Annotated in this window: 25 protein-coding genes and 2 pseudogenes; 16 read left to right on the top strand and 11 right to left on the bottom strand. The window is 69.9% G+C overall.

Annotation, left to right across the window (positions count from 1 at the left end; translation table 11 throughout):
* The first annotated feature begins 42 nt into the window (after positions 1-42).
* From OG462_RS05135 to hypE, 6 genes are read left to right on the top strand one after another with little or no spacing between them, the layout of a single operon-like run.
* Entirely contained in the window at positions 43-438 is a 396-nt protein-coding gene (locus OG462_RS05135; RefSeq protein WP_406054853.1) for a hydrogenase maturation nickel metallochaperone HypA, read from the top strand.
* A 2-nt stretch (positions 439-440) separates the two neighbouring features.
* On the top strand, positions 441-1,136 hold the full coding sequence (gene hypB / locus OG462_RS05130; protein ID WP_406054851.1) for a hydrogenase nickel incorporation protein HypB: 696 nt from the start codon (positions 441-443) through the stop codon (positions 1,134-1,136).
* A gap of 29 nt (positions 1,137-1,165) precedes the next feature.
* Complete coding sequence (gene hypF, locus OG462_RS05125; protein WP_406066371.1) at positions 1,166-3,589, top strand: carbamoyltransferase HypF; 2,424 nt, start codon at positions 1,166-1,168, stop codon at positions 3,587-3,589.
* Positions 3,590-3,599: 10 nt separating this feature from the next.
* A complete protein-coding gene (locus tag OG462_RS05120) occupies positions 3,600-3,917 on the top strand; it encodes a HypC/HybG/HupF family hydrogenase formation chaperone (RefSeq protein WP_266976137.1) in 318 nt (105 codons plus the stop codon).
* Positions 3,914-5,098: a hydrogenase formation protein HypD gene (hypD, locus tag OG462_RS05115; protein WP_406054849.1), complete on the top strand. Its 1,185-nt coding sequence runs from the start codon at positions 3,914-3,916 to the stop codon at positions 5,096-5,098. The genes OG462_RS05120 and hypD overlap by 4 nt, the downstream gene beginning before the upstream one ends.
* Positions 5,099-5,147: 49 nt before the next feature.
* On the top strand, positions 5,148-6,188 hold the full coding sequence (hypE, locus tag OG462_RS05110) for a hydrogenase expression/formation protein HypE (RefSeq protein ID WP_399221951.1): 1,041 nt from the start codon (positions 5,148-5,150) through the stop codon (positions 6,186-6,188).
* A 216-nt stretch (positions 6,189-6,404) separates the two neighbouring features.
* Here hypE and OG462_RS05105 read toward each other — a convergent pair whose 3' ends face one another.
* Together OG462_RS05105 and OG462_RS05100 are read right to left on the bottom strand one after the other, a co-directional pair.
* Positions 6,405-6,662 carry a DUF6400 family protein gene (locus OG462_RS05105; protein ID WP_406054848.1) on the bottom strand — a complete coding sequence of 86 codons (258 nt, stop codon included), beginning with the start codon at positions 6,660-6,662 and terminating at the stop codon, positions 6,405-6,407.
* 190 nt (positions 6,663-6,852) lie between these two features.
* Complete coding sequence (locus OG462_RS05100) at positions 6,853-8,112, bottom strand: aminotransferase class I/II-fold pyridoxal phosphate-dependent enzyme (protein WP_406054846.1); 1,260 nt, start codon at positions 8,110-8,112, stop codon at positions 6,853-6,855.
* 132 nt (positions 8,113-8,244) lie between these two features.
* Here OG462_RS05100 and OG462_RS05095 point away from each other — a divergent pair, with 132 nt between their 5' ends.
* Together OG462_RS05095 and OG462_RS05090 are read left to right on the top strand one after the other, a co-directional pair.
* Complete coding sequence (locus OG462_RS05095; RefSeq protein ID WP_406054844.1) at positions 8,245-8,514, top strand: acyl carrier protein; 270 nt, start codon at positions 8,245-8,247, stop codon at positions 8,512-8,514.
* Positions 8,511-9,734 (top strand): beta-ketoacyl-[acyl-carrier-protein] synthase family protein, encoded by a 1,224-nt coding sequence (locus OG462_RS05090; RefSeq protein ID WP_406054842.1) that lies wholly within the window; start codon positions 8,511-8,513, stop codon positions 9,732-9,734. The genes OG462_RS05095 and OG462_RS05090 overlap by 4 nt, the downstream gene beginning before the upstream one ends.
* On the opposite strand, the gene OG462_RS05085 is transcribed toward OG462_RS05090, so the two are convergent.
* The gene (locus OG462_RS05085) at positions 9,663-10,541 is read right to left on the bottom strand and encodes an SDR family NAD(P)-dependent oxidoreductase (protein ID WP_406054840.1); all 879 of its coding nucleotides are present in this window, start codon (positions 10,539-10,541) and stop codon (positions 9,663-9,665) included. The two genes, OG462_RS05090 and OG462_RS05085, sit on opposite strands and share 72 nt — an antisense overlap.
* A gap of 89 nt (positions 10,542-10,630) precedes the next feature.
* Positions 10,631-11,941, bottom strand: coding sequence for a wax ester/triacylglycerol synthase domain-containing protein (locus tag OG462_RS05080; protein WP_406054838.1), 1,311 nt, complete (start codon positions 11,939-11,941; stop codon positions 10,631-10,633).
* Positions 11,942-12,346: 405 nt separating this feature from the next.
* Between OG462_RS05080 and OG462_RS05075 the strand changes: the two genes are divergently transcribed.
* Entirely contained in the window at positions 12,347-13,777 is a 1,431-nt protein-coding gene (locus tag OG462_RS05075; protein ID WP_406054836.1) for a cytochrome P450, read from the top strand.
* A 379-nt stretch (positions 13,778-14,156) separates the two neighbouring features.
* Here OG462_RS05075 and OG462_RS05070 read toward each other — a convergent pair whose 3' ends face one another.
* Positions 14,157-15,044 (bottom strand): helix-turn-helix transcriptional regulator, encoded by an 888-nt coding sequence (locus OG462_RS05070; protein ID WP_406054834.1) that lies wholly within the window; start codon positions 15,042-15,044, stop codon positions 14,157-14,159.
* 250 nt (positions 15,045-15,294) lie between these two features.
* On the opposite strand from OG462_RS05070, the gene OG462_RS05065 reads away from it, so the two are divergent.
* Complete coding sequence (locus OG462_RS05065) at positions 15,295-16,272, top strand: aldo/keto reductase (RefSeq protein WP_406054832.1); 978 nt, start codon at positions 15,295-15,297, stop codon at positions 16,270-16,272.
* Between the two features lie 189 nt (positions 16,273-16,461).
* On the opposite strand, the gene OG462_RS05060 is transcribed toward OG462_RS05065, so the two are convergent.
* Positions 16,462-16,977: a winged helix-turn-helix transcriptional regulator gene (locus OG462_RS05060; RefSeq protein WP_406054830.1), complete on the bottom strand. Its 516-nt coding sequence runs from the start codon at positions 16,975-16,977 to the stop codon at positions 16,462-16,464.
* Positions 16,978-17,078: 101 nt separating this feature from the next.
* On the opposite strand from OG462_RS05060, the gene OG462_RS05055 reads away from it, so the two are divergent.
* Positions 17,079-17,864 carry an SDR family oxidoreductase gene (locus tag OG462_RS05055; protein WP_406054828.1) on the top strand — a complete coding sequence of 262 codons (786 nt, stop codon included), beginning with the start codon at positions 17,079-17,081 and terminating at the stop codon, positions 17,862-17,864.
* Positions 17,865-17,889: 25 nt separating this feature from the next.
* Positions 17,890-18,249 (top strand): nuclear transport factor 2 family protein, encoded by a 360-nt coding sequence (locus OG462_RS05050; RefSeq protein ID WP_406054827.1) that lies wholly within the window; start codon positions 17,890-17,892, stop codon positions 18,247-18,249.
* 227 nt (positions 18,250-18,476) lie between these two features.
* Here OG462_RS05050 and OG462_RS05045 read toward each other — a convergent pair whose 3' ends face one another.
* The 3 genes from OG462_RS05045 to OG462_RS05035 are packed head-to-tail and all read right to left on the bottom strand — an operon-like array spanning position 18,477 to position 19,776.
* Complete coding sequence (locus tag OG462_RS05045; RefSeq protein WP_406054825.1) at positions 18,477-18,923, bottom strand: nuclear transport factor 2 family protein; 447 nt, start codon at positions 18,921-18,923, stop codon at positions 18,477-18,479.
* On the bottom strand, positions 18,920-19,369 hold the full coding sequence (locus OG462_RS05040; protein WP_406054823.1) for a hypothetical protein: 450 nt from the start codon (positions 19,367-19,369) through the stop codon (positions 18,920-18,922). The genes OG462_RS05045 and OG462_RS05040 overlap by 4 nt, the downstream gene beginning before the upstream one ends.
* On the bottom strand, positions 19,369-19,776 hold the full coding sequence (locus OG462_RS05035) for a hypothetical protein (protein WP_406066927.1): 408 nt from the start codon (positions 19,774-19,776) through the stop codon (positions 19,369-19,371). The genes OG462_RS05040 and OG462_RS05035 overlap by 1 nt, the downstream gene beginning before the upstream one ends.
* Here OG462_RS05035 and OG462_RS05030 point away from each other — a divergent pair.
* Together OG462_RS05030 and OG462_RS05025 are read left to right on the top strand one after the other, a co-directional pair.
* Positions 19,664-20,623, top strand: a complete 960-nt coding sequence (locus tag OG462_RS05030; RefSeq protein WP_406054822.1) for an AraC family transcriptional regulator — start codon at positions 19,664-19,666, stop codon at positions 20,621-20,623. The two genes, OG462_RS05035 and OG462_RS05030, sit on opposite strands and share 113 nt — an antisense overlap.
* Before the next feature lie 21 nt (positions 20,624-20,644).
* A pseudogene (locus OG462_RS05025) lies at positions 20,645-20,980 on the top strand (transposase); the annotation flags it as partial.
* Between the two features lie 95 nt (positions 20,981-21,075).
* Here OG462_RS05025 and OG462_RS05020 read toward each other — a convergent pair.
* Positions 21,076-22,410 carry an alpha/beta hydrolase gene (locus OG462_RS05020; protein ID WP_406054820.1) on the bottom strand — a complete coding sequence of 445 codons (1,335 nt, stop codon included), beginning with the start codon at positions 22,408-22,410 and terminating at the stop codon, positions 21,076-21,078.
* 68 nt (positions 22,411-22,478) lie between these two features.
* On the opposite strand from OG462_RS05020, the gene OG462_RS05015 reads away from it, so the two are divergent.
* Positions 22,479-23,096 carry a TetR/AcrR family transcriptional regulator gene (locus OG462_RS05015; protein ID WP_406054818.1) on the top strand — a complete coding sequence of 206 codons (618 nt, stop codon included), beginning with the start codon at positions 22,479-22,481 and terminating at the stop codon, positions 23,094-23,096.
* Between the two features lie 5 nt (positions 23,097-23,101).
* Here the strand turns inward: OG462_RS05015 and OG462_RS05010 are convergent, their stop codons facing one another.
* The gene (locus tag OG462_RS05010) at positions 23,102-23,362 is read right to left on the bottom strand and encodes a hypothetical protein (RefSeq protein ID WP_406066926.1); all 261 of its coding nucleotides are present in this window, start codon (positions 23,360-23,362) and stop codon (positions 23,102-23,104) included.
* Between OG462_RS05010 and OG462_RS05005 the strand changes: the two are divergent.
* Positions 23,304-23,822: pseudogene (locus OG462_RS05005) on the top strand (DUF2306 domain-containing protein); the annotation flags it as partial. The gene OG462_RS05010 and the pseudogene OG462_RS05005 overlap by 59 nt on opposite strands.
* Positions 23,823-23,833: the final 11 nt, after the last annotated feature.

Raw genomic sequence — 23,833 nt, 5'->3', positions numbered from 1 at the left:
AATGGCGCCCGAGACCCACCCCGGTGCCCAGGACGGAGACCGATGCACGAGATGTCCCTCGCGGTCGCCGTCGTCGACCAGGTCGAGACCGCGGCGAAGGCCCGCGGGGCCGTCGGGGTCAGCAGCATCGAGCTGGACGTGGGCGAACTGGCCGGTGTCGTCGCCGACGCCCTCGCCTTCTGCTTCGAACTCGCCTGCGCCGGAACCGTCGTCGAGGGCGCCGAGCTGATCACCCGTACCGTACCGGGCACCGCGCGCTGCGCTGCGTGCGCCGAGGACTGGGCGGTCGGCATGCCGCCCCGGCTGCTCTGCCCCGGCTGCGGCGCCGCGGCCGACGGACTCGTCTCCGGCCGCGAACTCCAGATCCGGGAGGTCCGCTGGGCCGATCCGGAGGCGCCGCGCGAGGAACATCGCCAACCGATCACCGAGGAGAACTGAGCATGTGCCGAGCCGTCGATCTCCAGCGCGCAGTCCTCGCCAAGAACGAGGCCGCGGCACACATCCTGCGCACCGAGCTGAACGCCCGCGGCACCACCGTGATCAACCTGCTCTCCAGCCCCGGCAGCGGCAAGACCGCCCTCCTTGAGCGCGAACTGCGCCTCGCCGGCGAGCGGGGCGTCAGCGCCGCCGCGCTCACCGCCGACCTCGCCACCGAGAACGACGCCCGCCGCCTTGCCCGCTCGGGCGTCCCCGTCAAGCAGGTGCTCACCGACGGCCTCTGCCATCTGGAGGCCGACATGGTCGCCCGGCACCTGCACGACTGGCTGCCGGAGTCCACCCGGCTGCTGTTCGTCGAGAACGTCGGCAACCTCGTCTGCCCCGCCGGCTACGACCTGGGGGAGTCCCTCCGCGTCGTGCTCGCCTCGGTCACCGAGGGGGAGGACAAGCCGCTCAAGTACCCCACCGCGTTCGGTCTCGCCCAGCTGGTGATCGTCACCAAGACCGACATGGCCGAGGCCGCGGAGTTCGACGAGACGGCGTTCCGCGCCAACGTGCAGCAGGTCAACCCCGGCGTCGAGGTCGTTCTCAGCTCGGTACGTGACGGCCGAGGATCCGGCGTCCTCCTTGACCGGGCCCTCGCGACGGCCGAGGGCAACCGTGTCCACACCCCGGTGATGGCCCAGGCCGGCGCGTGACCACGGCGCGGCCCGGACCCGCCCTCGCCATGGCCCCGCGGCGCAGCCGTGTGGTCGTCCGCGGCGTCGTGCAGGGTGTGGGCTTCCGGCCCTTCGTCTACGCCCTCGCCACCGGGCTGCGCCTGTCCGGACACGTCACCAACACGGCGGACGGAGTCGTCGCGGAGGTCGAGGGAGACCCCGCAGACGTCGCGTCCTTCTGCGCCCGCCTCGCGCCCGACGCCCCACCCCTGGCCCGGGTGGAGTCGGTCGAGGCGGCCGAGGTGACCGCGAGCGGCGGCAACGGATTCACGATCGTGCCCTCCAGCCAGAGCGACGCCGTCCGCACCCTTGTCCCGCCGGACACCGCCACCTGCGACGACTGCCTCGCGGAGCTCGCAGACCCGGCCGACCGGCGGTATCTGCACCCCTTCATCACATGCACCAACTGCGGCCCGCGGTTCACGATCGTCACGGGACTGCCCTACGACCGGGTCCACACCACCATGGCCGGCTTCCCGATGTGTCCGGACTGTGCCCGGGAGTACGAGGACCCCACCGACCGGCGCTTCCACGCGCAGCCCGTCGCCTGCCCCCACTGCGGCCCCCGGCTGCGGCTGGTCACGGCACCCGGCCGCCCCGCCCCCCACGGTTCCGATCCGGCCCCCGACTCCGGCTGGGCCGACCCCGGTCGCGAACCCGGTGCCGACCCGGTCGCCGCCGCACGCGGGATGCTCGTTTCCGGCGCGATCCTCGCCGTCAAAGGCCTCGGCGGCTACCACCTGGCCTGCGACGCGACGAACCCCGACGCGGTGGCCGAACTGCGCCGCCGCAAGGCGCGCGGTGACAAACCGTTCGCGATGATGACCGCGGACCTCGCCGACATCGAGCCCCTCGTGCACCTCGGCACGCTCGAACGTGAACTCCTCACCAGCGGCGCCCGGCCCGTCGTCCTGCTGCGCCGCCGCCGCGACGACGCCCGCCCGCGCCACGGGGCCGCGCCGGCGCGGGCGGTGGCTCCGGGCAGCCCGGACCTCGGCTTCATGCTTCCGTACACCCCGGTGCACCATCTCCTCCTCGGCCTCGGCAGGGCGGACGGGAAGGGGCCCCGGCTCCTCGTGATGACCAGTGGCAACCTCGCGGGCGAGCCCATCGTCACGGACGACGAGGAGGCACTGACCAGACTCACCGGCCTGGCGGACGCCTGGCTCCTGCACGACCGGCCGATCCATGTCCCCTGCGACGACTCCGTCGTCCGCGTCTGCGACGGCGAGCAGCTGACGCTGCGCCGCTCCCGGGGCTATGCGCCGCTGCCGGTCTCGCTGCCCGTGGAGGTCGCGCCCGCCCTCGCCGTCGGAGGGGACCTGAAGAACACCTTCTGCCTCGGCGACGGACGCCAGGCCTGGCTCTCCGCCCACATCGGCGACATGGACGACCTTGCCACCCAGCTCGCCCTCGCCTCCGCCGAACGGCAGCTGGAGTCCGTCACGGGGGTACGCCCCGGACTGATCGCCGCCGACCGCCACCCCGCCTACCGGTCCACCCGCTGGGCCCGCGAACACGCTTCGGGACGGCCCGTCGTCCCCGTACAGCATCACCACGCGCACGTCGCGGCGGCGATGGCCGAGAACGGCCTCGACGGCACGGATCCCGTGATCGGCGTTGCCTTCGACGGCACCGGCTACGGTCTCGACGGCGCCGTGTGGGGCGGTGAGTTCCTGCTCGCGGACTACGCCGGGTTCGAGCGGTTCGCGCACCTCGCCTACGTACCCCTGCCGGGCGGTGACGCGGCCGTACGACGGCCCTACCGCATAGCTCTGTCCCACCTGCGGGCCGCGGGCCTCGACGCCGACCGGGATCTGCCCTGCACGCAGGCCTGTGCGCCCGGTGAACTGACTGTATTGGAAAGGCAGTTGGCGCGAGAGCTGAACTGCGCTCCCACGTCGAGCATGGGGCGCCTCTTCGATGCCGTCTCGTCCCTGGCGGGGATCTGCCAGCACGCGGGATACGAGGCGCAGGCCGCGATCGAGCTGGAGGCCGCGGCCCTGCGCGCACCCGGCGTGGCCGAGGACGAACGCTATGTCTTCCGGCTCGGTTCGCCGCAGTCCGGCGCCCCGCTCACCGCAGACCCCACACCCCTTCTGACGGCGGTGGTCGCCGACGTGCTGGACGGGACCCCGGCAGCCGTCGTCGCGGCGCGGTTCCACCATGCCGTGGCCCGACTGGTGCGCAGCGTCTGCGCCGCCGCGCGCGGCGAGACCGGCGTGGAGAGCGTCGCCCTGACCGGCGGAGTGTTCGCCAACACGCTGCTCTCCTCGGCCTGCGCCGAAGGGCTGCGGGAGGACGGCTTCACCGTGCTGCGCCACGGCCGGATTCCACCGAACGACGGCGGTCTGGCCCTCGGCCAACTCGTCGTGGCCGCCCGGACGACGGACCGAGCGGCCACCGCCGTGCCGCGACGAGAGCGACAGTGAGGAGACACCCATGTGCCTGGCGGTACCCGGAAGAGTGCTGGACGTCGAGGACCGGGACGGCACCCGGATGGCCACGGTCGACTTCGGAGGTGTGGTCAAGGAGGTGTGCCTGGAGTACCTGCCGGACCTGAAACCCGGCGAGTACGCCATCGTGCACGTGGGATTCGCCCTCCAGAAGCTCGACGAGGAGTCGGCCAAGCGGACGTTGGAGCTGTTCGAGACCCTCGGCCTGCTCCAGGAGGAGTTCGGAGACCCGTGGGAGGCCGCCGAGGCCGCGGTGAGCGAGTGGCAGACGCAGGACGACGTCCACGGAGAGGTACGGCCGTGAAGTACATCGACGAGTTCCAGAACCCTGACCTGGCACGTCGGCTGCTCGACGAGATCCGGGCGACGGTGACGCGCCCCTGGGCCCTGATGGAGGTATGCGGCGGACAGACCCACAGCATCATCCGGCACGGCATCGACCAGCTTCTGCCCTCAGAGATCGAGCTGATCCACGGCCCGGGCTGTCCGGTCTGCGTCACGCCGCTGGAGATGATCGACAAGGCCCTGGAGATCGCCTCCCGGCCGGGGGTGATCTTCTGCTCGTTCGGCGACATGCTTCGTGTCCCCGGCACGGGCCGCGACCTGTTCCAGGTCCGCGGGCAGGGCGGCGACGTCAGGGTGGTCTACTCCCCGCTGGACGCGCTGCGGATCGCCGAGCAGAACCCGGACCGGGAGGTGGTCTTCTTCGGCATCGGTTTCGAGACGACAGCGCCCCCCAACGCGATGACCGTCCATCAGGCGCGCAAGCGGAACATCCGCAACTTCAGTCTCCTCGTGTCCCACGTCCGGGTCCCCCCGGCCATCGACGCGATCATGCGGTCCCCGGACTGCCGCGTCCAGGGTTTCCTCGCGGCCGGCCACGTCTGCAGCGTGATGGGCACGAACGAGTACCCCGAGCTCGTACAACGCCACCAGGTGCCGATCGTGGTCACCGGATTCGAGCCGCTGGACATCCTGGAAGGCGTGCGCAGGACCGTGCTCCAGCTGGAGAGGGGTGAGCACACGGTCGAGAACGCCTATCAGCGCGCCGTGACGGCCGAGGGCAATCCGGCGGCGCAGGCGATGCTGAGCGATGTCTTCGAGATCACCGACCGGGCCTGGCGCGGCATCGGTGTCATCCCGGACAGCGGCTGGCGCCTGTCCGAACGCTACCGTGACCACGACGCCGAGTACCGCTTCTCCGTCGAGGGAATCGACACCCGCGAGCCCGCCGAGTGCCGCAGCGGCGAAGTCCTCCAGGGCCTGCTGAAACCCAACGAATGCGAGGCGTTCGGCACCACCTGCACACCCCGCTCCCCGCTCGGCGCCACGATGGTGTCCAGCGAGGGCGCCTGCGCCGCCTACTACCTCTACCGGCGGCTCGACGGCGGAACCCCGGGACAGCGGCCGCCCGCGGCGGCCCGCGTGGCCTCCGGAACCCCGTCCCCGGTCACCGCTTCTCTGGAGGGCAGCACCCTTGCCTGACACCGTCAGCACCACGCCGGCGGTCGACGCCGCACAGCCTGCACCCGACATGCTCGCCTGGACCTGCCCGGCGCCACTGCGCGACCAAACGCGCATCGTCATGGGCCACGGCGGCGGAGGTGCGCTGTCCGCGGAGCTGATCGAGCACGTCTTCGCGCCCGCCTACGGCGGACCGGCCCTCGCGCACACCGCCGACGCGGCCGAGATCCGCATCGGCGGCGCCCGTCTGGCGTTCTCCACGGACTCCTTCGTGGTGCGCCCCCTGTTCTTCCCCGGCGGCAGCATCGGCGACCTCGCCGTCAACGGCACCGTGAACGACCTCGCCATGAGCGGCGCCCGGGCGAGCCACCTGTCCTGCGGGTTCATCCTGGAGGAAGGCGTCGAGACCCAGGTGGTCGCCCGCGTCGCGCAGGCCCTCGGTGCGGCGGCGCGCGTGGCCGGCGTCCAGGTCGTCACCGGTGACACCAAGGTCGTGGAGGCCGGTCACGGCGACGGCATCTACATCAACACCTCGGGGGTCGGACTGATCCCCGACGGAGTCGACCTGAGGCCGCAACGAGTGGTGCCCGGGGACGTGGTGATCGTGAGCGGCCCGATCGGCATGCACGGCGTGGCGATCATGAGCGTGCGGGAGGGCCTCGAATTCGGTGTCGAGATCACCAGCGACTGCGCACCGCTCGGCGGCCTTGTCGAGGCGATGCTCGCCGTCACACGGGACCTGCACGTGCTGCGCGACCCCACACGCGGGGGCCTGGCCGCCTCGCTGAACGAGATCGCGGCGGCGTCGGGCACGGGTGTCGTCATCCAGGAGCGTGCCGTTCCGGTCCCCGAAGCGGTCGGCAACGCCTGCGCGGTGCTCGGACTCGACCCCATGTACGTGGCGAACGAGGGCAAGCTCGTGGCCTTCGTCCCGCGAGACCACGCAGACGCCGTACTCGCCGCGATGCGTGCCCACCCCTCGGGTACCGAAGCAGCGGTGATCGGCGAGGCGGTCGAGACCCATCCAGGCATGGTGGTGGCTCGCACCGGACTCGGCGGCACCCGCGTCGTGGACATGCCGCTCGGAGAGCAGCTGCCGCGGATCTGCTGAGCTCAGGCCCGGCGGCCGTGACGCTCACGGGAGGTGTCGAGGGTCCACGTGTGAGTGCAGTTCGGACACTGCAGGTGGACCCGGGACCCGTTGTTCCGGATCAGATAGCGCCAGTGGCTCCGGCAGTTTCGGCGCTCCAGGCAGGTCCCGCAGCCGCGGGCGTCGTCGCAGCCGGGGCACGCGACCCAGGCCCGCCGAGCCGGATCGGCGTGGGGATCAAGCGGAAGACGTACGGCCCGGCTCCTCCCCGGGCAGCACACCGGCCGCGACCAGCATCGCGTACAGCCGCCGCTGCTCCTCGTCCAAGCCCGAGTACAACAGGGCGTGCGCCGCCTCTTCCTCACGCAGAACGGCCACGGGGTCCCAGTCGGACCCAAGGGCTGCCACGACTTCGGCACGCCGACGTGCCTCCTCGACGGTGAGGTCGATACTGAAGTCGATCAGGGCGGAACGGGGGCCGGGGCCGTGGTTCATGGCGGGAGCCTTCGGGATGAATCGAACACGTACGCCGACACGTCTACCAGAGAGGTCACTGCGTACGGAAGTGCACGACCTGCCTTCCACGCTCGCTGTGGCGCACGTCATCCCGCACGCATTCCCTACCACCCGACCATGATCAACCACCCAAGGCTCGACGTCTCACCGCCTACCGTGCACGAGCTCGTTAGCTGGTGGACGCTGCAGTGGCGGTGGCCGGGATCCCTGCCGGTCGGACGACCCGGACCGCGGTGTGTGCGCCGTGCGGGGTCTGGGGGATGAGGCTCTCCTTCCGGCCGACCTCCTCGAACGCGGTCAGCACGTCGGCCAGCTGCTGGTCCGTGTGTGCGGCTGTCAGCGTGATGCGCAGTACCTCGCGGCCCGTTCTGACGCCGGGATAGGTCATGGGTGCGGTGAATACTCCCGCCTGGAGCAGCTCCCGCCACATGCGCAGGCACCGTTCGCGGCCGCGGGCGAGGACGGGGACGATGGGGGTGACGGAGGCGCCGGTGTCGTATCCGAGTGCCCTCAGGCCGTTGTGGAGTTGCTCGGCGAGGTCGAGCACCCGCGCACGGTGCTCCGGTTCGGTCTGCAGGATGTCGAGTGCGGCGAGTGCGGCGGCGACGTTGGCCGGTGAGGCTGCTGCGGTGAAGAGCGATGTGCGGGCGTGGTAGCGGAGGTAGTGAATGACGTCGGCTGGTCCGGCGATGACTCCACCGACGGAGGCCAGGCTCTTGGAGAGGGCGCTGGTGATCAGTAGGGGCTGCAGTCCGAAGTGGTCCGCGGCCCCGGCACCGGTGGGTCCGAGTACCCCGAGGTCGTGGGAGCTGTCGACGACGACGTGTGCGCCGTATCTGTCGGCCAGCTTCATCAGGTCGGGGAGTTTGCAGATGTCTCCGTCGACCGAGAAGATTCCGTCGGTGAGGACCAGCTTTCCGGCCGTCTCGGCGGCGGATGCGAGTAGTTCCTCGAGGTGGGACATGTCACCGTGCAGGAATTTGTGCTCTTCGGCGTCACCCAGACGGATTACCTCATCCAGTGAGGCGTGATTCGAAAGGTCATTGAATACGTAGCAGTCTTTCGTAAGCAGCGGAGCCAGCATCAAGTTCGCCTGGTATCCGGAGGGGAGTACGGCCGCTGCCTCCTGCCCCAGGAAGCGGGCCAGTCGGTTCTCGAGCTCCTCGTGGAGGTCGAGGGATCCGCTGACCGCGCGTGACCCGCCCAGCGAGGTGCCGAAGCGCCTCACTGCGGCGACGGCGGCCTCTCTCACCCGGGGCTCGGCGGAGAGTCCGAGGTAGTCGTGGGAGGCGGCCATGATCACCCGCCTTCCCTGGAAGTCGACTTCTGTGCCGCCGAACGTGTCGGTGATCGCCGGGTAGTAGCAGTCGCTTCCCGGAGCGCGCAGATGTTCTGCCGTCCACGAGCGGCATTTCTCCAGCACGTCCATCTGCGCGATCTCCAGGTTGGCTCAGGGGCGGTACGCCCCAGAACGGCAGGCGGGCTGCCGCGTCTGCCGCAATATGTCATCTCCGCGCTTCGGAGCGCCAGTTCACTCCAGCCGAAGATCCACACTGCTGGAATGCGTGATATTTTGGCGCGCCCATCCCGCCTTACGAAGCCGGTGAAAACAATGTCATTCGATGAACTGAAGAATATTATGATCTCTATTGGGATTTCCGAGTCGGATATCCGGTTGGACGCCACGCGCGAGGACGTCGGTCTCGACTCCATCGCCGTGGTGGAGCTGGCTCTGGTCCTGCGCCGTGAGAAGGGCCTGGCGGTGACGGAGGAGGAGATCGGGGCCACTGCGACGGTCGCGGACGTCGCTGCGCTCGTGGCCGCGCGATGACATTCCGTCTGGCTGTTCCGGATGTGTGCGTGACGGGTCTTGGCATGGTGACGCCGGCTGGCGACGGCTGCTATGCCACCTGGGACCGGGTGTGCGAGGGAGCGCCGACCGCGACGCTGGGGCCGCCGATGCCCGTTCCTCACATCGCTTGCTCGGTGGCGGACTTCGACCCGGTACGCCTGGGGCGGGCCCGCTCCCGACGGCCCGATCGATGCACTCAGCTGGCGCTGCTTGCCGCTCGCGAGGCCCTGAGCGATGCCGGGCTGGACCCAGTGCAGTGGGACGGAGCCCGCGTCGCGGTCGTTGTGGGATCCGGCAGCGGAGGGGCTGCAACGCTGGAGTCGGAGCACCGCGCGCTGCTGGAGAAAGGCGCGCAGGATGTATCGCCATACGCGGTGCCGACTTCTCTGAGTAACTCGGTGTCGGCGCAGCTGACGATCGAGTTCGGCGCAACGGGCCCCAGTCATACGGTCAACACCGCCTGTGCGTCTGGGGCGACCGCCATCGGAACGGCGCTGGATCTGCTGGCCCTGGGGCACTGTGACATTGCTCTGGTGGGTGGCGCGGATGCCGCGATCACGCCCTTCAACATCGCGGGATTCGACCGCGTCGGTGCGCTGTCGCACCGTTTCGATGACCCGGCTGGTGCGTTGCGTCCCTTCGACGCGCAGCGTGACGGGTTCGTCATGGGTGAGGGTGCCGGGATGCTGGTGCTGGAGCGCGCCGGCGATGCACGGACCCGCGGGGCGAGGGCGCGGGCCCGTATCCGGGGGTTCGGTGCCTCTTCGGACGCCCACCACGTGGTGAAGCCCAGTCCCGACGGGGCGGGGCTCGCGGTGGCCCTGCGCGAGGCACTCGCCCGGGCCGGCGCGGCAGCGGAAGACGTTTCGCACGTCAATGCCCATGGCACTGGGACGCCGCTCGGGGACAGAGTGGAAGCGGCTGTGCTGGCCGCGTTGTTCCCGCACCGTCCCCCGGTGACGTCGACCAAGGCGGTGACCGGACATCTGATGGGCGCGGCGGGTGCGGTGGAGGCGGCCTTGACCGTCCTGGCGGTCGAGCAGGGCATCGTGCCGCCCACCGCCAATGTGGACGACCTCGATCCGACCGTGGCCCTCGACCTCCCGACCAAGTGCCGGGAGATGCCGCTACAGCTGGCGCTCTCGGTGTCCACCGGCTTCGGCGGCCAGAATGCCGTGCTCGCCATCGGCCCCGCCTGACTCGGGTCGGCGGGCAGCCGTGCTGGGGGCGTGCGACCTGATGGTGGTGAAGTCGTCGGCCAGACCGGGCAGGGTCAGGAGCCGGGGGGGAAGGTGCCGCAGCAGCCCGGCCAGGAGCTTGTAGCGCAGACTCGGTACGCAGACGACGGGCGGGCGGCGCCGGTGGATCGCCCGCACGGCCCGCTCCGCTACGTACGGCGACGGGAGGGTCAGCAATGGCGGTGACGGGGCGATCCCGGCCAGTTCGTGGAAGCGCGAGGTGGTGTGCCCCAGCACCAGCGCCGTCATGGCGACGGGCGAAGCACGCAGGCGGCGGGAGTAGGCCAGCGACTCGGTCAGTGCCAGACCGAACGCCTTTGACGCGCCATAGGTCGTGCCCTGCCACACCGGCGCTGCGGCGGCCACCGACGAGACGTTCAGGATCCGCCCGCTGCCCCGCTGCAGCATCGGGGGCAAGGCGGCGTGCAGCAGTCTGGCGGGTGCGACGACATTGAGCTGCAGCATCCGTTGCTCCTCGGCCCACGCGGTGCGCTCGAAGGAAATCCCCAGGCCGGCGCCGGCGTTGTTGACCAGAATGTCGACTTCGCAGGCTGCCTCAGCCACCCGCTCCAGGTCGGCTTCAACGGTCAGGTCGGCGTGCAGGGCCCGCGCGGTGATGCCGTGCTCGGCTTCGAGGCCGGCGGCGAGCTGGTCGAGAGCCTCACCACCGCGCGCGGCAAGGACGAGGTCGTGGCCGCGTGCGGCGAGCGTGCGGGCGATGTCCGCGCCGATCCCGTAACTCGCGCCAGTGACCAATGCCTTGGACATGAACGTCCTCCTCAAGCCGCAGCCGGCCCTGCCGGCTACTTCCGCAGCTGTAACTGATGGATGTGTGCGTATCCCGGCGGGGGCTGCCGTCACGAGGGGGCAGTCACCGGCAGCTGCTCATCCATGCCCGCCACGCTTTCGCGGTGCAGGCGCTCAACGGCGTCCGCCCACAGGGCGACGAGATTGCCGACCTCGACCACGGCGCGGTCGATGGTGACGCTGGCGACGGCCTGGCCTCTGTAGGCGAGGAACACCATCTCGAACGGATCCTTGTCCAGGAAGGCGGTCGTCACCACCGTCTCGATCGGGTCCTTCCCCATCGCCAGGCGCCCGGGCAGGCGCATCAGACCAGATGTGGCAAGGCTGCCCTCGGCCTTGGCGGCGACACTCCGAAAGATCTGGTAGACGAGGGGTTCGGGAAGACTCAGCTGTGCCCGCAGTGCCCGCCGCATGCCCTCGGTCTTGACTGGACGAGTCGCGCGGGCGATGGCGGCAACGCGTGCGGTCGGGGACTCCTCCCAGAACGACACGGGGATGCGGACGGCAGAGATCCTGTTGCCCATCATGAACCGCTCCTCCGGTGCACGCACGGAGATGGGCAGATTCACATACAGGTCGCGGCCCCGCTGCTCGGGCGCGATCCAGCTCTCCGGCATCCAGTTCCGCACCGCTTCCGCCAGAGCGGCCAGGCATACGTCGTTGGGGCTGGCTCCCAGCGCCCGGCCGGTTTCGCGCAGCCAAGACTCGGGCACGGCTGCCGAAACCACTTGGACCTCGCCGCTCAGGGTGTGCGGCGTCGACCAGCCCAGCGCAGGGCGCAGGCTCTTCAGCGCATCGGCCAGCAGCCAGGTGACCGCCCGCGCCGTGCTCCGCTGCCACCAGCCTGTCCCTGTTCCCCTCCCTGCTCCTGGTACGCCGACAGCCGGGGAGACGGAGACGGGTGGCTGTGTACCGAACAGGGCGGTCAGCGCGTCCATCATCGCCTGGCCGTCTTGCGCGGCGTGGTGAGCGCGATAGAACAGCACGTACTCGTGATCCGAGTAGCCGTGAATGAGCCAGACCCCCCAGCGGGGCGAGTCCTCGTCCAGCGGGGCACGGAGGAGCCCGTCGACCGCCTCGTTCAGGGCATGGGGACCGGGTGGGATCCGGATCTCGTGAACGTGGTCGTGCGGATCGAAGGCAGGGTCCGCCTCCCACACCGTACGGCCACCGCGCCTGGTCACGGTGCACGTCAGCGTCGGCATCCGCTCGATCCGGCCGGCGACCTGTTCCTGTACCCGGCTCAGTTCCGGCGCCGCACCCCTCGCATGCATGACCATTCCGATGTTGGGACGGAACCCCGGCTGGTCCCCCTCATACCTGATGAAACAGCCGTCGACCGGATTCAGGCGTTGCATCATCGTGGCCACCAAACGAACGGGGGAACGAAGGCGTATGGCAGCGCCCCGCGACGGTATGACTGTCCACCAGGGCCAGTACGCGGGGCTAACCGATCGCCGCAGGCAAAGGTCACGTCCCGGCACCCGCATCGCAGTTGTGGCACCCAGCGGCTCCATCAGGCGCCAAGGGCCGCCGGGCGCCGCGCCCGTGCGTGTGACGTCAGGCCGCAAGGCGTGACATGGCCGACGCCACCACGTTGGTCAACGCGCGACTCCCACACGCCGCCGCGGTCACGGCCGACGAACTACCGAGACTGCAGGTGCCCGCCCCCCCCGCCCCATGCTCGTCGGGGTCAATGCGTTCCCAGCCGACGGCACCTGACCACCTACACGACGCCGCCCCGGCGTCCCAACTGAGAGCCCCGTATGAGAAGCGACAGCGCGGCCGCTGCAGGCGGCGCCGCACCCCGGACGACGACGGCAGCGTCACCCTCCTACACTCTGGGGGCCCTCCCCGGTGCGCTGCCCCTTCTGGGCCACGCGCCACGGTTCGCTCTGAGGCCGCTCGACTTCCTCGCGTCACTCTCCGGCCACGGTGACCTCGTACGCGTCAAGCTGGGTCCCCTCACGGCGTACGTGGTCTGCCACCCCGCCCTGGTCCACCAGCTGCTCCTGGCCGACCGCACATTCGACAAGGGCGGCCCGTTCTACGACAAGCTGCGGGACATCGCGGGCAACGGTGTCGGAACCTGCCCCGCCGCAATGCACCGGGAACAACGCCGACTGGTCCAGCCCGCCTTTCACCAAGCCCGGATGCCCGCCTATACAAAGGTGATGGCCCAGGAGGTCGCCGCCCTCACCTCGCGGTGGCGACACGGCCAGGTCCTCGACGTGCCCGACGCAATGCACCAGCTCGCCACGGCTGTCATCGTCCGGTGCCTGTTCAACCCCAGCACCGACACTTCCGGAGTACCCGCTCTGCAGTCGAGCATTGACGCCCTCGTCGAGGGCATCACCCGACGGATGACGTGGCCGGTGACGCTGCTCCACCGCCTCCCCACACCGGCAAACCGCCGTTACGAGCGGGCACGCTTGCATGTGCGCCACCTCACGGACAGCCTGATCGGCGGCCTCTGCTCCACCGCAGCCGACCACGACAACCTGATGTCCTTGTTGATGGCTCCCGGCACGGACGGTGTGTCCCTGAGTGACACCGAAGTACACGACCAGGTCGTCACTTTCCTCCTGGCCGGGGTCGGAAGCAGTGCAATCACACTGAGCTGGGCCTGGCACCTGGTCGGCGCACACCCCGAGATCCAGACACGTCTTCACGCCGAGGTCGACACCGTGCTCGCCGGCCGTCCCGCTCAGTTCACCGACCTGGACTCCCTCGAACTTACCGGCCACATCGTCACCGAAACCCTGCGCCTCTATCCGCCGGACTCCCTCCTGCTCACCAGGACCACCTCCACCGACACGGAACTCGGCGGGCATTCTCTGCCGGCCGGCACCACGATCGCCTTCAGTCCCTACCAGCTCCACCGACGCCCTGACATCTACTCCGACCCGGACCACTTCGCTCCGGACCGCTGGGAAGACATCGGCAGACCCGCACCAGGCACCTGGGTACCCTTCGGAGCCGGCCCGCGCAAATGCATCGCCGACGCATTCGTCCGCACTCAGGCCACGCTCGCACTCGCCACCATCGCAGCCCGCTGGCAACTGCGCCCCACCCCGGGCCAAACCATCCGCCCCATCGGCCAAGCAGTCCGCGCACCGCACCCGCTGTCCATGCAACTGCAGCAGCGCGAGTCCACCCTGCCCGAGAACCCGACATCGGAGACGGAGAGCAAGTAGTGCCAGTACCCGAACGCGGTTCGGGCGGCTGGTGGATCCGGCCTCCGTCGTGCTCGTGGCGATCGCGGCCACCCCGTGTTGGACCCCACGACGACCGTCACCGGGCGGGGGCACTGGACGTCAGCTTCGACGCGGCCACCATGCGCCGGATGCCTCGACTTCCCGATGGCGCTCTCCGCCGGGCAATGCGCCCGTCAGCGGGGCAACATGGCCGTTCTGCGTGCCCTCGTCGGCGACCGCTGCATGCACGACCCGAAGCTGATGGCGATACTTGGAAACGGTTCTGACCGCCCTTCCGTGATGACTACGCCAGAAGGATGGCCGCGTCCAGGACAGGCAGCCGCCGTGCAACCGCCTGAGCACGAGTGCTTTGCGGGTGTCAGCTGGCTGGGGTGTGTGTCTCTTCGGGGGTGTGCGGCCTGATGGTGGGCGTGCCGGTCCAGCTGGCGAGTATGCCGAGGGCTTCGGCGGAAGGGGAGGCCGGCTCGGGGGTCAGGACGATGAGGGTCTGGTCGGGGTCGCCCTCGACGGACAGGGCCACGTAGTCGAGGGTGAGGTCGCCGACGAGCGGGTGGTGCAGGTGTTTCGTGCCGGTGGTGTGAGCGAGGACGTCGTGGTCGGCCCACATGCGGCGGAAGGCATCGCTGTGCAGGGAGAGCTCGCCGATCAACTCGGTGAGCTGTGGGTCGTCCGAGTGGCGTCCTGCGTACAGGTGCAGCGTGGCCACGCAGTCGCCGGCGGCCTTCTCCCAGTCGGCGTACAGGCTGTGGGCCGCTTCGTCGAGGAAGACGTAGCGGGCGAAGTTCCGATCGCGGTGGGGTCGGGCCTGGAAGTCGGTGAAGACGGCGGAGCCGAGCCGGTTGGCGGCCAGGATGTCCATGCGCCGTCCCAGGACCATCGCGGGGACGGCGAGGGCGTCCAGGGCCCGGTACAGGACGGGGCGGACCCGCTGCGGGCTGAGCGGCCGCTTACTGCGGGTGCGGGCAGCGGTGGGCTGGGCGAGGTCGAAGAGGTGGGCGCGTTCGGTCTGGTCCAGCTGAAGGGCGCGGGCGACGGCGTCCAGGACGGTTTCGGAGACGTTCTGAGTGCGGCCCCGCTCCAGGCGGACGTAGTAGTCGACGCTGACCCCGGCGAGCTGGGCGACTTCCTCGCGGCGCAGCCCCGGTACCCGGCGGGCGCCGGGATGCGGGGTGAGGCCGGCCTGCTCGGGGGTGATCCGGGCTCGGCGGGTGCGCAGGAACTCACGGATCTCGGCGCTGCGGTCCATGCATCCACCGTACGGCGGGCCCGGGCCCGCGGATGTCCTGGAAGGGGGTACTGGCAGACCCCCGGAACAAGGGTGCCCCGTACGGCGGCTCACGCGGTGGCTGCGGGTGGTTGCCTGGATGGCGGGCTCACTGCGTCGCGCTGATCATGGCGCTCGACGGTCGGCCCGGCGGGCGTCGACCGTGAGCGGCTGCTCCGCCTCCGGGCATGAGATCGCCCGGGAACCGGAAACTGAGGAACGGAACTTTCTGATGAAGCACATCTCACTGGGTGGTCTGGACGTCTCCCGGATCGGTCTGGGCGCCATGTCGATGTCCGGCTACTACAACGTCGGAGAGGGCAGCGACGCCGAGTCGATCCGCACCATCCACCGTGCACTGGACCTGGGCGTCACCCACCTCGACACCGCCGAGATCTACGGCCCCTACACCAACGAGGAGCTGGTCGGCCAGGCTCTCAAGGGGCGCCGCGACCAGGTCGTGCTGGCGACCAAGTTCGGCTTTGTGCAGCACTCCGGTGGCGGTCCTGGCGTCCTCGACAGCAGCCCGGCGAACGTCCGCACCGCCGTCGAGGGCTCCCTCAAGCGCCTCGGCACCGACCACATCGACCTGTACTACCAGCACCGGGTCGACCCGAGCACTCCCATCGAGGACACCGTCGGGGCACTGGCCGAGCTGGTCGCCGAGGGCAAGGTCCGCCACATCGGCCTGTCCGAAGCCGGCCCCGACACCATCCGCCGCGCCCACACCGTGCACCCGGTCACCGCGCTGCAGACCGAGTACTCCCTATGGACCCGGGACGTCGAGGCGCAGATCCTGCCGCTGCTGCGCGAGCTGAACATCGGCCTCGTGCCCTATTCGCCGCTCGGCCACGGCTTCCTCACCGGCCAGATCCGCTCCACCGACGACATCACCGACGACGACTGGCGCAAGACCAACCCGCGCTTCACGGGCGAGAACTTCCAGCGCAACCTGCGCATCGTCGACGAGGTCAAGGCCGTCGCCGCCGAAGCCGACGCGAGCCCGGCACAGATCGCCCTGGCCTGGCTGCTCGTCCAGGGCGACGACATCGCCCCCATTCCCGGTACCAAGCGCGTCGCCCGCGTCGAGGAGAACACCGCTGCCGACGCCATCGAGCTGACCGACGCGCAGGTCGAGAGGCTGAACAACCTCACCCCGGCTGCTGGCGAGCGCCACGACGAAGGGAACATGGCCGTCATCGACCGGTGACCGGACACACCTTGTGACGGTGGCGTCCGCAGGCCCGACACCAGTCATGGCCGCGAAGCCCCCGGACCACAAGGTCCAGGGGCTTCGCATGCGTGATGCTGGTGGCGAGCCGGTGTTGCCTGGTCGATCGGGTGCGACCTGTGCGTCCCGGCCCTGCTCAAGCTCGTTCGGTGCCTGTTCGGGGCAGCCCTACGCCTCCGCGGGGGTGGTCGGTCGTGTCGCGTAACGGTGGCGCATGGCGTCGCTGGCTGCGGGGCCTGCGGCGAAGACGTAAGTCCCGCTGTCGTCGAGTCGGCGGCCGGTCTTGGCGTCGACGACGACGGGTTCGACTTCCTCGCCGTTGTGGGCGTCGATGAGGATCATGCTGCGTTCGGCCGGTGTGAGGCGGGAGTTGCCCCATGCGGCCAGGGCAATGATCACCGGCCGGAGGGAGTGCCCGAGTTCGGTGAGGACGTACTCGTGGCGTACGGGGTTGGTCTGGTAGGGCCGGCGCTCCAGCAGTCCGTCCGCGACGAGGGTCTTCAGCCGGGTGGTGAGCATGCTGGAGGAGATGCCCAGGCTCTCCTGGAACTGGTCGAAGCGTGTGTAGCCGTCGAAGGCGTCGTGGAGGATCAGCAGCGTCCACCACTCGCCCACGTGTTCCACCGTCGTGGACAGCGGGCACTCTCGGTCCTCCAGCCTGATCCGGCTTGCCACGGCGACCATCTCCCTTTTGTTACTGCTAAAGTCGAAGTTACTAGCTTCTATTTTAGCAGTAACGACGGGAGCGGTGCCTTCTGTGCCCGCGTCCGGGAACGGAGCACACCGTGACCACATCCATCAGTGAATCCCTCGAAGGCCGACGCGCTCTGGTGACCGGCGGCACCAAGGGCACCGGGATGGCCATCGCCCGCCGTCTCGCAGAGGCCGGCGCGACCGTGCTGGTCACCGCCCGCAGCCGCCCCGACGGCGTCGAGGAGAAGACGTTCATCACCGCCGACCTGTCCACCGCCCAGGGGGCAGCCCGCGTAGCCGCCGAGGTGGACGCCCGTGTGGGAGGCGTCGACATCCTGGTCAACACCCTCGGAGGGTCCGAGGCGCCGGCCGGAGGGTTCGCGGCGCTCGGCGAGGACGACTGGGCCAGGGAGCTGAACACGAACCTGCTGGCCGCCGTCCGCCTGGACCGCGCACTCCTCCCGCACATGATCGCCAAGGGTAAGGGTGCGATCGTGCACGTCACCTCGATCCAGCGCCGCATGCCACTGTGGAACGGGACCCTGGCCTACGCCGCCGCCAAGGCCGCCCTGACCACCTACAGCAAGGGCCTGGCCAACGAGGTCGCCCCGCACGGCGTCCGCGTCAACACCGTCTCGCCCGGCTTCGTGCAGACCTCGGCCGCCGACAACCTCGTCGCCCGGATCGCCCACGACGCGGACATCACCCAGGAAGCGGCGCTGGGCCGGCTCATGGAGTCCCTGGGCGGCATCCCGCTCGGTCGCCCCAACCGCCCCGAGGAAGTCGCCGAGCTCGTCGCCTTCCTCGTCTCCGACCGCGCCTCGGCCATCGTCGGCGCCGAACACGTCATCGACGGCGGCACCACCCCCACCGTCTGAACCCGCCACCACCCCAAGGACCGTCATGCACGACAACCAGCCCCGAACCACCACCCCGGACACCCTGCCCGAAGTGATCACCCGCTACCTGGCAGCGCATCGCACCCACGACACCGCCACCGCAATCGCGGCATTCACCCGCGAAGCCACGGTGATCGACGACGGCAACACCTACGAGGGCACCCAGGCGATCGGGGAGTGGCTCGACCGATCCGCCACCGAATTCATGTACACCATCCACCTCACCCGCGCCCAGCGGACCGACGCGACCCACTACATCGCCACCCACCACCTCGAAGGCAACTTCCCCGGCGGCACCATCGATCTGCGCTACCAGTTCACACTGCGCGAAGACCTCATCGAACGCCTCGTCATCGAACCCTGAGTCCCTCCCACGCCACCCGTTGCCGCCTCATGCGAGAGGCCCCGCTCGCCCCGAACCGCTTTTCCAGGCCGTCGTGCCCAGCCACTCAACCACCGGGCCGGGCCTCTGGTTCGGGATCAGCACGTGCGCGTCCGAGGACTCAAGGCGAGCAACTCCGAGGCCATCTTCAGCCAGGGTGAGGAGATCAAATATCACCGTCAACCCGGCGAACCTGCACGGTCAGACCCCTAGCGAGGCCCGGCGGGCCACCCGATGGCCTGGAAGACGGCGACGGGGTCGCGGTAGTCCCGCCAGTGCGTCACCTGACGGTTCTCGATGGTGATCACGGAGACGAAGTGGTTGTCGTAGGCGCGTCCCGTGTGGACCGCCTTCCCGTGCACGGCGTACTCCAACACGACGATGGACGTTGCGGGGTCGTGGTGGACGGCGAGTCCGTCCGCGCTGTGCAGGACCACGATGTCGCCGTAGCCGCGGTACGGGTCGGCGACCGCCCGCCGCCCCTGGATGCGGCGCGGGTAGCCGGGGACGGAGACCACGTACTCGACGACCACGTCCTCGGCCAGGAGGTCGAAGAAGTGCTCGCCGTCGACCAGGCCCGCCAGGCCCTCGTGGATGATGCGGAAGAACGGGTTCAGCGCCGCGGAGTCGGTGATGTCGTCCACGGGCCCGGTCACCGATCCGCCGTCCAGGCGTGGGCGTTGCGTCGGGCGAAGTCGAGGAAGGCGGTCGGGGGCCGGCCGGTGACCTTCTCGACGTCGTCGTTGGGCGTGGAGCCGTTGCCGGACGAGATGGCGCCGGTCAGCCAGCGCATCATCACCGCGTAGTCGGCGGGGACGAGGCCGGCGGCGATGGCGCTTTCGATCCACACCTCGGGGTCGAGGTCGTGGTGCGCGACGGTTCGGCCGGTCACGGCGGTGATGCTGTCGGCGACCTCTGCGACGGTGAGGGCCTGCGGGCCGGTGGGCGCGTAGTGGGCGGTGGGGGCGGTGGGGGCGAGCAGCGTCTCGGCCGCGACGGCGGCGATGTCGTCCGCGTCGACGAAGGCCTCGCTGCCGCCGCCGGTGGGGACCGTGATGGCCCCGTCGATGACCGGCAGGTGGGCGTCGGCGAAGTACTGCATCACCCAGGAGGGGCGGAGGAACGAGTGGGTGATGCCGCGCGGGCGGCGAGGCCGGCCTCGACGGCCTTGATGTCGACCTGGGGCGGTGCCTGGTCGGCGCCGTAGATGCTGAGGTAGGTGACGTGGCGGACGCCTGCGGCTTCGGCGAGGTCGAGGAAGGCGGCGACCTGGTCGGCGTAGGTGACGCGCATGACGGGGGTGACGAGGTAGAGGCGGTCGACCCCGGTCAGGGCATCGGGGTGGGTCGTGGGGTTGTCCCAATCGAAGGGGACGTCGGCGCCGTGGCGTGCTGCGGTGCGGGCGACCAGGCCGCGGGCGCGTGCCGGCGGCGCGGCCTTCGCCCGGACGGTCGCCGAGCCGCCGTGGGGGCTGCGGCTTGCCGGCTCGATCCAGTTGGCCGTGCACACGGTGGTCCGCGGCCGGGGATGGCTGTGGCTCACCGACCCGGGCCGCGCGGTGGAACTCGTGCCCGGGGAGGTGACGCTGGTACGCGGCGGAACGGACCACCACATCGGGCACGAGCCGGGCACCGACTGCCTCGAACCGGAAGAATTCCGGGCCCGGCACGCCCACGATGCGCAGGCCGAGAACCCCCGGGCGACCGTGTTCCTCTGCGGCGCCTACCGGTTCACCGGCGACATCGGCAACGGGCTGCTGGAGGCGCTGCCACAGGTCCTCACCCTTCAGGCGGGGGTCGGCGACCCGCTGCGGGACGTGATCGCGCTGCTCTCCCACGAGCTGGCAGCCCCCGAGCCGGGCCAGCCCACGGTGCTCGACCGGCTCCTCGACGTCCCGCTCGTCCTCGCCATCCGCAGCGACTTCCGCCGCAGCCCCACTGCTCCCCGCTCGTACCGGGCCCTGGCCGACCCCCGCCTGAACGCCGCACTACAGGCCATGCACGGGGACGCCGGCCGCGACTGGTCGGTCCCCGAACTCGCCGCGATCAGTGGCCTGTCCCGGGCAGCCTTCGCCCGGACCTTCCGCGACGCGCTTGGCCAGACCCCCATGCGGTACCTGACCGACTGGCGCATGGCCCTCGCCTGCGACCACCTGCGCAACGGTGAACTCGGCATGGCGACCATCGCCCGCACGATCGGTTACAGCTCGCCCTACGCGTTCGCCGCCGCCTTCCGCCGCCACCACGGCGAACCGCCCGGAGCCTGGCGGCAACGGGAGTCGCTGCGCGAGCCGGAGCTCCCTGCCACGGTTCCCACGCACACTGAGCCCTCCCCCTCGCAGGATCTTCTCGCCTGAGACTCAGCTGGTCGACATGCCATGATCCCCCTGCTGGAAAAGATCCCGCCGATTGCCGGCCTGGTCGGACGGCTGCGGAAGCGGCCCGACAGTCGGCTTGGTGACCGCGGCTATGACCACGACAAGTACCGCCGCCTGGTCTGGGCGATGGGCATCAAGCCCGTCATTGCCCGACGGGGTGTCCCTCATGGGTCGGGACCAGGAGTCCACCGCTGGGTGGTCGAGCGGACCATCGCCTGGTTCCACGGCTTCCGGCGACTCAGGATCCGATGGGAACGACGCGGCGATATCCATGGAGCCTTCCTCGGCCTGGCCACCTGCCTCATCCCCCACCGACACGTCCGGCGCCTCTGTTAGGGCCTTTAAAGAGCTCGTCCTTGGCTGTACTTCGCGCAGGGCCCAGGCGGCTTCGCGGTTTCGCCCGCCTTTGCCGGTGCTGGGCTGCAACGTCTTCATTTGTGGTCGCGCAGGAAGGTCGGGATCTCGTCGCGGGTCGGGTAGTTCGGCAGGGGGGCTGGCTTGTCCTGAAGGAACGCAGTGATGACGGCGACGGCCCGGTCGTTGTTGTCGTCGAGGCCGTTCCACATGTGGTGTCCGACTCCAGGCATGTACTGCGTGCGCTGGATGGCGGGGTCATCGGCAAGGATGGCGGTCGCCCATTGACGGACCTGGGAGGAGCATTCGGCGATCATGAGCATCGCGGGGGTCCGGGACTGCCTCAGTAGCGGTGCGATGGAGGGCGAGTCCTTGACTGTCTGCTGGACGCGGAGGCTGGCGGCGGGGCTGAAGGAGAAGTTCTGTGCGGTGTCCTCGGTGGGGATGCGGTGCGCGTCGCGCGCGCAGTAGGCGGATGCGGTGTCGCTGCCGAGGTCTGCGGCGGTGAAGGCGTTGTCGCCTTCGGCCTGTCCGATCAGTCCGGTGTCGGGGGTGAGGAGTCCGAGTCGCATGAGGCCGAATGCCACGGCGTACCGGGGGACGTGTGTCGATCGCGGTCCGGTCGGGGCGGGCGCGAGGCCTCGTGCGGATGCTCGGCCCTTGTTCCCGGTGATGTGTGCGGTGGGGCCGTCCATGGGCCCGGGCTCGGCGATGATCGCCCGGTGCAGGCGTGCGGCGACGCCGGGGTCGGCCAGGGCTCGGGTGAGCACGACTCCGCCTCCGGAGAATCCGAGGATGTCGACCTTGCCCTTGTCCAGGCGGTCGACGAAGGCGGCGAGGTCACGGACCGACCTGGAGATCGTGTACTGGTCCATGGAGAGCAGGTCGCTTCGTCCGCCACCGGCCTGTTCGTAGGCGTAGACGTCGTAGCCCTGGCGTGCCAGAAGTCCCAGGAACCGGTGGTCTTGCACCGAGATGCCGCGGACGGGTCCTCCGTGGAGGTACACGAACGGGACGGGATGCCGGGGGCCGGGGTTCGCGGGCGGGTAGTGATACACCGCGACCCGGCTGCCCGTGGCCAATTTCCAGCCCTGAGTGGACACGAACGACAGCGCGGGCGGGTACCGCCGGGTCGTCGGCACGGTCGGGATGCAGACCGTCGCCGTCAACGCCGCCGCGACGACCACCGGCAGGAACGGCACGAGCCGCGCCGGCCAGGTGCGGTGACGGCCCCGCCACAGCGCGAGGACAGTCCCGGCCCCGAGGGTCGTCAACCACGCGGCGAGCCCCGAACCTGCCCCGTCCGTGAGGGCGATCAGTGCGAGAAAGGCGACGACCAGCGCCGCGACGGCGGCCAGGGCCGGCAGTAAGCGTCCGGTGAAGCGGACGAGACGTATGGCGGACGTGGGCACGGCGGACCTCCGACAGTTCCAGAACGCTGTTTCAAAACGACGTTATCAGAGAGGGTAGGCTGCTGACCGTGGGTAGGCCCAGAACAAACGACGAGGCCGTCAAAGAGCGGCTTGTGGAGTGCACGACCGAGATGCTCGCCACCCGTCCGCGGGAGTCCGTCACGGTCCGCGCCGTGGCCGCTGCCGCCGAGGCGTCGACGACGGCGGTGTACTCCTTGTTCGGCGGCAAGGACGGGCTGATCGGTGCGGTGCGCGACAGAGCCGTCGCCGGCCTGTTCCAGGACCTGTCGGCGGTACAGACCTCCGCGGACCCTCTCGCCGACCTCTACGCACTGGCCGTCGCCTACCGTCGTTGGGGGTGCGGACACAGCCACCTGTACACGGTGCTGTTCGGTGGTGTGCAGTCCTTCGACCCGTCGGGAGAGGTCGGTGCCAGTGACCCGATCCGTCCGCTCCTCGCGGCGATCGATCGCGCCTTGACGGCGTCCGTCTTCACTGGCGACGCAACGGCGATCGCTCTGTCGATCTGGGCGACCCTGCACGGCCTCGTGACTCTCGAACTGGCAGGGGCGCTCGACGCCGCCACGGCCGAGGCCGCATTCCGCTCGTCGATCCACGCCACGCTGCGCGGATGGACGACCCCGGCGGTGTTCCGCAGGCTTCTCCAGGCCGAACTCGCTCCTTGACAGGATCAGGGCCGGTATCCGGGCTCTCCCGATCCTGGCTGAAGCAGTGGTGCGTGGTCGGTGAAGACCGGCATGCCAAGGTCAACCAGCTGCGGCCGGCCATCGGTCGGAGCCCGTTTGAGGCTGTTGAGCTTGGCCATCGCGGCGTCGAAGCTGACTTGAAGTTCTTCGACCTCGCCGAGCCAGCCGTTGGCGCGGGCCTCGCGGATGCGCTCGCGGAGGTTTTGGATGATCTCGATGAGGCGTGGCCCTTGGCGAGGATCCATCTGGAGGACGGGGCAGCGGATGCAGGCGTGCTCGTGCTGGCAGGGGGTTCCGTACGGTCGCCCGCAGGTGCCCAGTGACAAGAGGATCAACTGGGCCCTGCTTGCGGTGTCCGCCGTCGGGATCGCCGTCTTCTCGGCACCCGCGTACCTCACCGGCGACCGGTCGGCGAGCCGGATCCCCATCGACCCGGACGTCGCACTGCACTACCTGTCCATCGTGGTGCACGCGCTGCCCGCGTGCCTGGTGCTGCTGATCGGGCCGTTCCAGTTCGCGGCCACCCTGCGCGCACGCCGGCCGGCACTCCACCGCGCACTCGGCCGTGTCTACGTGATCAGCATGCTCGTCGCCTCGGTCGCTTCGCTCGTGGCGGCCACCTTCTCCGTCGACGGAATCTCCGTCCAGGACGCGTTCTACCTGCTCACGGCCGCGTGGCTGTACACCCTCGTCAAGGGGGACTTCGCCATCAGGCA

Source organism: Streptomyces sp. NBC_01077, assembly GCF_045162855.1.
In the GTDB taxonomy this organism is placed as follows: Bacteria; Actinomycetota; Actinomycetes; order Streptomycetales; family Streptomycetaceae; genus Streptomyces.
The sequence above is the reverse complement of the archived record's forward strand: the minus strand, read 5'-3'. Positions and strand labels throughout refer to the sequence as shown.